The sequence below is a fragment of the Paraburkholderia mimosarum LMG 23256 = NBRC 106338 genome (genome assembly GCF_000739815.1).
In the GTDB taxonomy this organism is placed as follows: Bacteria; Pseudomonadota; Gammaproteobacteria; order Burkholderiales; family Burkholderiaceae; genus Paraburkholderia; species Paraburkholderia mimosarum.
Genome location: NZ_BBJJ01000140.1, coordinates 1 through 7,412, shown reverse-complemented (window position 1 = coordinate 7,412; position 7,412 = coordinate 1). Strand labels below are relative to the sequence as shown.

General features: G+C 57.9%; 9 protein-coding genes and 1 pseudogene. 7 read left to right on the top strand and 3 right to left on the bottom strand.

Annotation, left to right across the window (positions count from 1 at the left end):
- Positions 1–600: 600 nt before the first annotated feature.
- Positions 601–1,983: a cytochrome c peroxidase gene (locus BMI01S_RS35245; RefSeq protein ID WP_042292533.1), complete on the bottom strand. Its 1,383-nt coding sequence runs from the start codon at positions 1,981–1,983 to the stop codon at positions 601–603.
- Between the two features lie 454 nt (positions 1,984–2,437).
- On the opposite strand from BMI01S_RS35245, the gene BMI01S_RS42215 reads away from it, so the two are divergent.
- From BMI01S_RS42215 to BMI01S_RS35215, 7 genes are all read left to right on the top strand, one after another.
- Positions 2,438–2,821, top strand: a complete 384-nt coding sequence (locus BMI01S_RS42215) for a hypothetical protein (protein WP_161635579.1) — start codon at positions 2,438–2,440, stop codon at positions 2,819–2,821.
- On the top strand, positions 2,790–3,209 hold the full coding sequence (locus tag BMI01S_RS35240) for a glycosyltransferase (protein WP_244145500.1): 420 nt from the start codon (positions 2,790–2,792) through the stop codon (positions 3,207–3,209). Before BMI01S_RS42215 ends, BMI01S_RS35240 begins: the two co-directional genes overlap by 32 nt.
- A gap of 19 nt (positions 3,210–3,228) precedes the next feature.
- The gene (gene kdsA / locus BMI01S_RS35235; RefSeq protein ID WP_028232916.1) at positions 3,229–4,074 is read left to right on the top strand and encodes a 3-deoxy-8-phosphooctulonate synthase; all 846 of its coding nucleotides are present in this window, start codon (positions 3,229–3,231) and stop codon (positions 4,072–4,074) included.
- The gene (locus BMI01S_RS35230; RefSeq protein ID WP_028232915.1) at positions 4,071–4,622 is read left to right on the top strand and encodes a KdsC family phosphatase; all 552 of its coding nucleotides are present in this window, start codon (positions 4,071–4,073) and stop codon (positions 4,620–4,622) included. Before kdsA ends, BMI01S_RS35230 begins: the two co-directional genes overlap by 4 nt.
- Positions 4,606–5,400: a 3-deoxy-manno-octulosonate cytidylyltransferase gene (gene kdsB, locus BMI01S_RS35225; protein ID WP_028232914.1), complete on the top strand. Its 795-nt coding sequence runs from the start codon at positions 4,606–4,608 to the stop codon at positions 5,398–5,400. The genes BMI01S_RS35230 and kdsB overlap by 17 nt, the downstream gene beginning before the upstream one ends.
- The gene (locus BMI01S_RS35220) at positions 5,378–6,313 is read left to right on the top strand and encodes a KpsF/GutQ family sugar-phosphate isomerase (RefSeq protein WP_028232913.1); all 936 of its coding nucleotides are present in this window, start codon (positions 5,378–5,380) and stop codon (positions 6,311–6,313) included. Before kdsB ends, BMI01S_RS35220 begins: the two co-directional genes overlap by 23 nt.
- A gap of 78 nt (positions 6,314–6,391) precedes the next feature.
- Positions 6,392–6,661, top strand: coding sequence for an acyltransferase family protein (locus tag BMI01S_RS35215; RefSeq protein ID WP_028232912.1), 270 nt, complete (start codon positions 6,392–6,394; stop codon positions 6,659–6,661).
- 11 nt (positions 6,662–6,672) lie between these two features.
- On the opposite strand, the pseudogene BMI01S_RS35210 reads toward BMI01S_RS35215, so the two are convergent.
- Together BMI01S_RS35210 and BMI01S_RS35205 are read right to left on the bottom strand one after the other, a co-directional pair.
- A pseudogene (locus BMI01S_RS35210) lies at positions 6,673–6,879 on the bottom strand (IS3 family transposase); the annotation flags it as partial.
- Positions 6,880–6,955: 76 nt separating this feature from the next.
- Positions 6,956–7,412 (bottom strand): group II intron maturase-specific domain-containing protein (locus BMI01S_RS35205; RefSeq protein ID WP_042292535.1); only part of this gene is annotated, 457 nt, incomplete at its 5' end.

The window sequence follows — 7,412 nt, the reverse complement described above, 5'->3', positions numbered from 1 at the left end:
CCGTCCTCTGCTTCCCGGCAGTTTTACTCCCTTGTGTCATAAGCAATACTTATCATATCGACATTTCTCGTTCCGACACCCTTAGTGCAAAAGAACCGTCTCGGTTCCATGATGTGTCGCCAGCGGCCGTCACAACCACCGGGATACGACCCCTCGGGAGGCAACTTCATCAGCAGGCGCGCGGCAACCTTGCACCACTGATCTCAGTGTCCCGCATTACCCGGTGATTGGGGTTGAAAACGCTCATTTGACGACCCTCGGTTAGCCACGCTCGACCAGCGCGATGTACGTCGCCGCGATCATCCATTCGAACGCGAGGTGGCGACACTCCTCGCGCGTGTACATCGCCCCCCGGTCGTTCCGTCAAGACAGGGGTCGGTGCAGGCTCCGCAACTGTGTTGGGCGCGGATGCAAAACGCTCGATGTCACTGCAGCGCCTGAGGTTTGATTTCGTGTTCAGTCGTCATTGAATCGACTCGCAATGGCCCGAGGAGCGCATTAGTTGTACCAACGGGCAACTGGCTTGATAACCTTTATGCTCTGCAGAGCATAAACGCCCACCTTCTTCGCCCCCTTCTAGAATCAGCCGCGGTCGTCGCATCAGTAGGTGCCGGGTTGACGCGTACCCGTTAGCGTCCTCAGAAACGCTACGATGGCGTTGACATCGGAGTCCGACAATTGCTTGCCGACCTGATACTTAGCCATGTCGCGCACGGCTTCATGCAGATCAGCACGGCTGCCGTCGTGAAAATATGGCGCGGTCAGTTCCACGTTGCGCAGCGTCGGCGTCTTGAACGCATGGCGATCGAGCGAGTCTTTCGTAACATTCTCCCGTCCGTTGTCGGCTGCGGAGGTGGAGCCCCGCGCAGAGAAGTAGTCGGCCGCGAGGCCCATTCGCTCGAACGACTGCCCGCCCAGATTCTTGCCCACATGGCACGTGGCGCAATGGTTTGCCTTGAATAACTGGTAGCCGCGCAATTCCTCACTACTCAGCGCATGCCTGTCGCCGCGCAAGTAAGCATCGAAGCGACTCGGCGTTAGCAGTGTCATCTCATATTCGGCGATCGCATCTGTGATGTTCTCGCTCGACCAGCCGCCGGGGTACACCGCCAAGAACCGTTGCGATAGCGACGAGTCTTGTTTTAACTTATCGATGATCTCGCTCCATGACGTAGACGCCATTTCGACCGGGTTCAGCGGTGGGCCGGCCGCCTGTTCCTGCAGCGTCGCCGCGCGACCGTCCCAGAACTGCTTGTCGTTGAGCGCCGCATTAAATACCGTCGGCGCGTTGACAGCACCCAATTGTCCGCGCACGCCGGACGAAACTTTCCTTCCGTCTACGCCCCCCGTCGACAGCGCGTGACAACTCGCACACGATATCGTGTTGTCTGCCGATAGTCGGGCATCGTTGAAGAGCTGCTTTCCGAGGGCGACCTTATTCGTGTCGGTCGCCAAGGAATTTGGCAACGGTTGCACCGGCTCGTTAGCGAACTCGGGGGCAACACCGCGTGTCGCATATGCGCTATGACGCTGTGACGCAATCCAGTCGAGAAGTCCGCGTCGATCGTCGGCGCTAAGGCCGGTCGTCCAGTGCACGAGGCGAAACAGTTTTGGCGGCATGGCGCGTTCGCTCACAACGGTTTCCAGCTTCGCGAGATCAGCCTCGGGAACTGGCATGCCGCTCTCGAGCGCCGCGTAAAGGCTGTCGATGCGAAAATAGGTGAGCCCGGTCCGCCTGTCGTGTTCGGCTAGCTGACGAATGCCCGGTAGCTTTGCATAGTCAGGCAGAACCGCTTTCCTTGAATGGCAGTAGTAGCACGCGTTTCGATCTAACACGGCACGGATGCCAAGCGCTTGTGAGGAGGCGGCCCGCCTCGCGACCGCGCTGTCTGCATAGTCCTTGTCATGTATATACGCGATAGCGCTGATACCAAGATAACCAACCAGCACGACGGCGATCAACGCAACCAGAAGTTTCCTCACTTACTCTCCCGCTTCGATTTTGACCGGAATTACTTAACGTCCATTTCAAGCGATATCCGCTGTCGAGCGATGATGCCCAGACCATACGGAAGATTCGGTTGATCACTCGACGGTGCATCGCTGAGCACCCGGACTATCGCGCGTGCCGACGCCTCTCCCCGGCTACGCTGCGACGTGCTGCTCGCCACACGGCGCGACGGCACCCTCCACCAGCCAAAATCCGCCTCTATTTCTCGCTACCCCCAAAACCTTCGGCGCGACAACGTTCTGGCCACGTGCGCGACGAAGAGACATTAACTGTGGCTCATACTCCATGCAAGCAAATGATTCTTAAATCGGCATAATGTACATTTATGCATCTATTTTAAGTCCCGAGTGAATGGATTAGAGGGTCAAGTACGGGCGCCGGCGCAGTTCATCGGTTCGCCTGGTCCCCTCGGTCAAACGAATTGGCTTGTCGGCACTCGTGCGGAACTGCGATCTCGAGTCGCAATATGCGGACTGGCAGATTCTTCGTTCCGATTTCTACGCGAAGTGGGATTCCCATCCGGGTATTCCGACGCATGTGCATGCCGTTGAGAAGTTTCTCTCGAAAAAAGCAAACTCGGTCGTGCCGTTCGGGTTGACGAAATTCGATCTTTTGAACAGCGACAGTATTCCCCTGGGAGCCGACGATACCGCAGTCAAGTGGATGGGTGTTCGTCCGAGACACGTCGATCGGATTGAAACGCCACGATGGAGGGTTCTGTCGCGCCAAGGTGCCGGGTTAAAATTTGCGTTCGATCCTGAACCTACGTGCTGCCGGGGTGATCATCACGGGATGGCTCTCCCGCCGTGATGTACGGTCGTGGCTTGAACGTGCCGATGCGTATCTGTCGACCTCGTCATGGGAAGGTATGCCGGTTTCAGTCGTCGAGGCAATGATGGCGGGAAGCGCCGCGATTGTGTCTGATTGCGCAGGGAATGTCGATGTCGTTAGGCATCTCGAAACGGGCGCCATTTTCTCGAGCGCCGCTGAAGGAGCGGAATTGCTTGGACGGGTTATTGATGAACCAGAGTTCCGTGCGGGCCTCGCGTCGCGCGCGCGCATCGAGGCAAAAGACCGGTTCACGGAGAAGCGATTCTTTCAACAGCTCGCGCCGGTCTATGAGGACGAGTTGAAGCGCCGGCAGCGATCAAGGCACCACAACGACGACCGCACAATTTTGCGGCAGCACACATCGTAATTCCTCGGGGGAAATGTAAATGAGCGTATCGATTAGCGCCAACGTTGAAGTCGGAAATGAGTTTCCGTTTGTGTTGTTTGGCGGCTTAAATGTTCTGGAGAGTCTCGAGTTCACACTTGAAGCGTGCGAAGTTTTCGTCGAAGTCACCAGGAAGCTTGGAGTTCCCCTCGTCTTCAAGGCTTCTTTCGACAAGGCAAACCGGTCGTCAATCCACTCATACCGCGGCGTCGGAATGGAAGAAGGACTTTCCATTCTGGCGGTCGTCAAAGACCGCTTCGGGGTGCCCGCCATAACCGACGTACACGAAGTGGCGCAGGCCGAAGCGGTTGCTGACGTCGTTGATGTGCTTCAGGTACCGGCCTTTCTCGCTCGTCAGACCGATCTCGTGGTTTCGATCGCAAAAACTGGGCGCGTCATTAACGTCAAGAAGCCTCAGTTCATGAGTCCCGCCCAGGTCAAGCACGTGGTGGCGAAGTGCCGCGAGGCTGGTAACCACAAGGTCATCCTGTGTGAACGTGGCGCGGCATTTGGCTATGACAATCTGGTCGTGGACATGCTGGGTTTTCGCCAGATGCGGGAGGCGTCGGGAGATTGCCCGGTAATATTCGACGTTACCCATAGCCTCCAATGCCGCGATCCGCACGGCGAGGCGTCTGGCGGGCGGCGCAGCCAGGTGCTCGACCTGGCGCGAGCCGGCATCGCACTTGGCATTGCCGGTCTGTTCCTCGAAGCCCATCCTGATCCCGATCGCGCGCGCTGTGACGGGCCGAGCGCGTTGCCGTTGAACCTGCTCGAGCCGTTTCTTGCACAGGTGAAGGCCATCGATAATCTTGTAAAGCGGTTTGAGCCGCTCGACATCCGATGAGCGCCGTCGTCTACTCGGGTGGAATATCAGTCGTCATGTTCGACGTCGATGGTGTCCTGACTGACGGTCGTCTCCACGTAAGCGCTGACGGCGAACGCGTAAAGAGCTTTCACGCACACGACGGGGTCGCGATCGCGTTGTTGCGTGCGCATGGGATCCGTTCCGCGATCCTATCTGGTAAGCACAGCGAGGCGCTCATCTGGCGCGTGACGCAACTGCGTGTGGACGCTGTGGTCACCGGGTGTCACGACAAGCGTACAGGATTCGAATCGATCAAGCAGCAACTCCGCGTCGACGACATGCAGACTGCGTATGTCGGAGATGATGTGAATGATCTCTGCGTGATCGAGCGCGTCGGTGTCTCGTATGCGCCTGCAGACGCGCATGCGCTGGTCCGCTCGCGTGTCAGCCACGTGACGTCACGTGCGGGCGGTGAAGGAGTCGCTCGCGAGGTAGCCGATCATATTCTTACGTGTGGAGGGCTGTCGCTGGAGGACGCGTATCGACCGCTCTTTCAATTCTGGAGTCGCCATGATGTCACCCAGTGAGCGCCGAGCACTTCGAATCGTGATCCCCTCGCGCTTTGGGTCTACGCGTTTGCCGGGAAAACCTCTCATCGATCTGGGCGGTGAGCCGATGATCGTGCGTGTGCACTCGCGGGTTCGCCGTGCTCTTCCAGAAACGGAGGTTGTGGTAGCGATCGATGATGACCGAATCGCTGACGTGTTGAGGAGACGACAGATAGCGTTTGCGATGACTGACTCCGGACATCAGTCTGGTACCGACCGCGTAGCGGAAGTTGCCAAGGCCTCCGGATGGCTACCGGACGACATCGTCATCAATGTGCAGGGTGATGAGCCGCTGGTGCCAGTCGCTCTGCTGCAGGAGTTTGCTGTGTTCTGTGAAAGCGTTCACCGCTTTGAAATGGCGACGGTCGCTTGCCCTGTCAAGGACGCTATCCAGATTGATGACCCAAATATCGTGAAGCTGGTCGTCGACAGGGAAGGGCGCACTCTGTACTTTTCCCGGGCACCGATTCCGCTTTGCCGGGACGGTCGGCCCGCGGCGGTGGAGGGCGTCTTCCGCTGTCACGTCGGAATATACGGATATCAGAACGCTGCGCTGCAACGGCTGGCGACTAATGAGCCGTGTGAACTCGAATCGCTCCAAAGGTTGGAGCAGCTACGTGCATTGTGGCTGGGACTGCAGATTCACGTCATGCATTGGCCTGAGACGCCGCCTCACGGCGTAGATACGCCCGAAGACGTTGAGCGAATTCTTACTATGTTGAAACGGCAAGGTCATGAATCAATTGAACTATATTGAGTCCGCCCGTGAAGTACTGGACATCGAGGCGCGTGCGCTTTCAGCACTGGCAGGTCGACTTGACGAAGGCTTCTCGGGCGCGGTCGAGACCATCCTGGCATCCAGTGGGCGCGTGGTGGTTTGTGGGATGGGAAAATCGGGGATCATCGGTCGGAAGATAGCGTCGACATTCGCCAGCACCGGCACGCCAAGCTTCTACATGCACCCAGGAGAGGCTTATCACGGCGATCTGGGAATGGTCGTGCCGGCAGATACTTTTTTTGCGATCTCGAACTCGGGCGAAACTGACGAGGTGATCAAGCTGATTCCATTCTTGCGAAACAATGGAAACCGGCTGATTGCACTGACCGGTAATCGAGCGTCAACGCTTGCGAGCGCGGCACATATTCATCTTGACATTGGCGTAGATGCAGAGGCCTGTCCCTTCCAGCTCGCCCCCACGGCATCGACAACTGCAACGCTCGCCATGGGCGACGCGTTGGCGATCACGCTGATGAGAGTCCGGGGGTTTCAACCGGAAAATTTTGCGCGCTTTCATCCGGGTGGATCGCTCGGTCGGCGGTTGCTCCGCACAGTAAGTGACGAGATGGCCCATAGGGATCTGCCTTTCGTCTGCCACGACACGCCTGCGATCGACGTACTGCAAGCTATGACACGTGGACGACTTGGGCTCGCGATTGTGCGGCTCGATACCGGCTGGGGCGTCGTGACCGACGGAGACGTGCGTCGTGCCATCGAGCGGCACGGCAACGAGGTTGTACGAACCACTGCGGCGAACATGATGTCTGTTGAGCCAGCAATGGTCTCTCCAGAGACGCGGGCTGAGGATGCGCTGCTGGTGATGGAGCAGAAGAAGATCAACGCGCTGCTTGTGTTCGATGGAGCCGATGTCGTCGGGGTGTTCAAGAAGTGAGAGAGGGACCGAGCGCGTGGCGTTGCCTTGTTCAGACGGGAACGCCACGCGAGACATGATTCGTTTGTCGGAGGATGTATGAGCGGTTTGTCATTGAGTGGCTTCTCCCGGCTCTCGGAAGAGAACTCCGGATTTATCCGCTCGTGCCGTGGTCTGGCAGCACTCGTGGTGGTGGCAACGCATATCGAGCAGGTGTTTGTCGCACCGTACTGGTCCGGTATTCACGCGTATTCGCTCATCCTCGGCCAGGCCTCTGTCATGTTGTTCTTTGTGTTGAGCGGGTTCCTGATCTGCAGATCAATAACATCCAGGATATCTGAGGTTGCCCGCGAATTTCGCATCCCTTAACTGAGCGTGAATTATGCCGCCTGCTGTCGCTGTGCGGCGTACCAGCTTCTCTCGAATTGCATAGGACTGACGTAGTTCAACGTCGAGTGCAGACGCCCATGATTGTAAAAGCTCAACCAATCAATCGCCTCGTCCATGGCCTCGCGACGCGTGGCAAAGCGTCGGCCGTGAATGCGCGCCTGCTTGAGCGATCCCCACAGGCTCTCGGTCGGCGAATTGTGTCGAGTAGCGCCCAGGAATCTCACCCGCACGCTCTCACAGATCCGGACGTGAATCTCTCGATTCATCCGGCTCCTATCGTTCAACCGACACCCCCAACGACCAATGTGGAAACAGGGCGGGCTGGCGAGCTCGAACGCCGTTCAGCCACGCCCACGCTCGCGCTTTGCGACCGTGAAGGGTTTTGTATTTTCGTTGTGCCCAGTGCACCAGCGCATAATCGATTGCGCGTAGGACATTGATGAGCACCGACCGGTGAAACCGCCCGTAATACTGAATCCAGCCGCTCAGGACCGGACGAGTCTTATCCGCCAACTCGTCCAGTCCGAGATCGTAGCGCCTCAGCCAACCCCGCCGACGCATGTCCTGCCGCATCGCCGTGGCAGCCTTGTTGCTGACCGCGGGAGTGAAGCTCGCAAATAATTTCCCCACGCGGTTCAGGGCGCTGCGCGCCCTGAATGTGTAGCCCAAGAAATCGAACTGACACATCGGGTGGGTTCCTCGTCTGTTTGCATCTTTGCAGTAAACGACC

Coding starts and splice junctions, on each gene's coding strand:
- BMI01S_RS35220 (WP_028232913.1), top strand. CDS start 5,378: ATGAATCAATTGAACTATATTGAGTCCGCCCGTGAAGTACTGGACATC.
- kdsA (WP_028232916.1), top strand. CDS start 3,229: ATGAGCGTATCGATTAGCGCCAACGTTGAAGTCGGAAATGAGTTTCCG.
- kdsB (WP_028232914.1), top strand. CDS start 4,606: ATGATGTCACCCAGTGAGCGCCGAGCACTTCGAATCGTGATCCCCTCG.
- BMI01S_RS35215 (WP_028232912.1), top strand. CDS start 6,392: ATGAGCGGTTTGTCATTGAGTGGCTTCTCCCGGCTCTCGGAAGAGAAC.
- BMI01S_RS35230 (WP_028232915.1), top strand. CDS start 4,071: ATGAGCGCCGTCGTCTACTCGGGTGGAATATCAGTCGTCATGTTCGAC.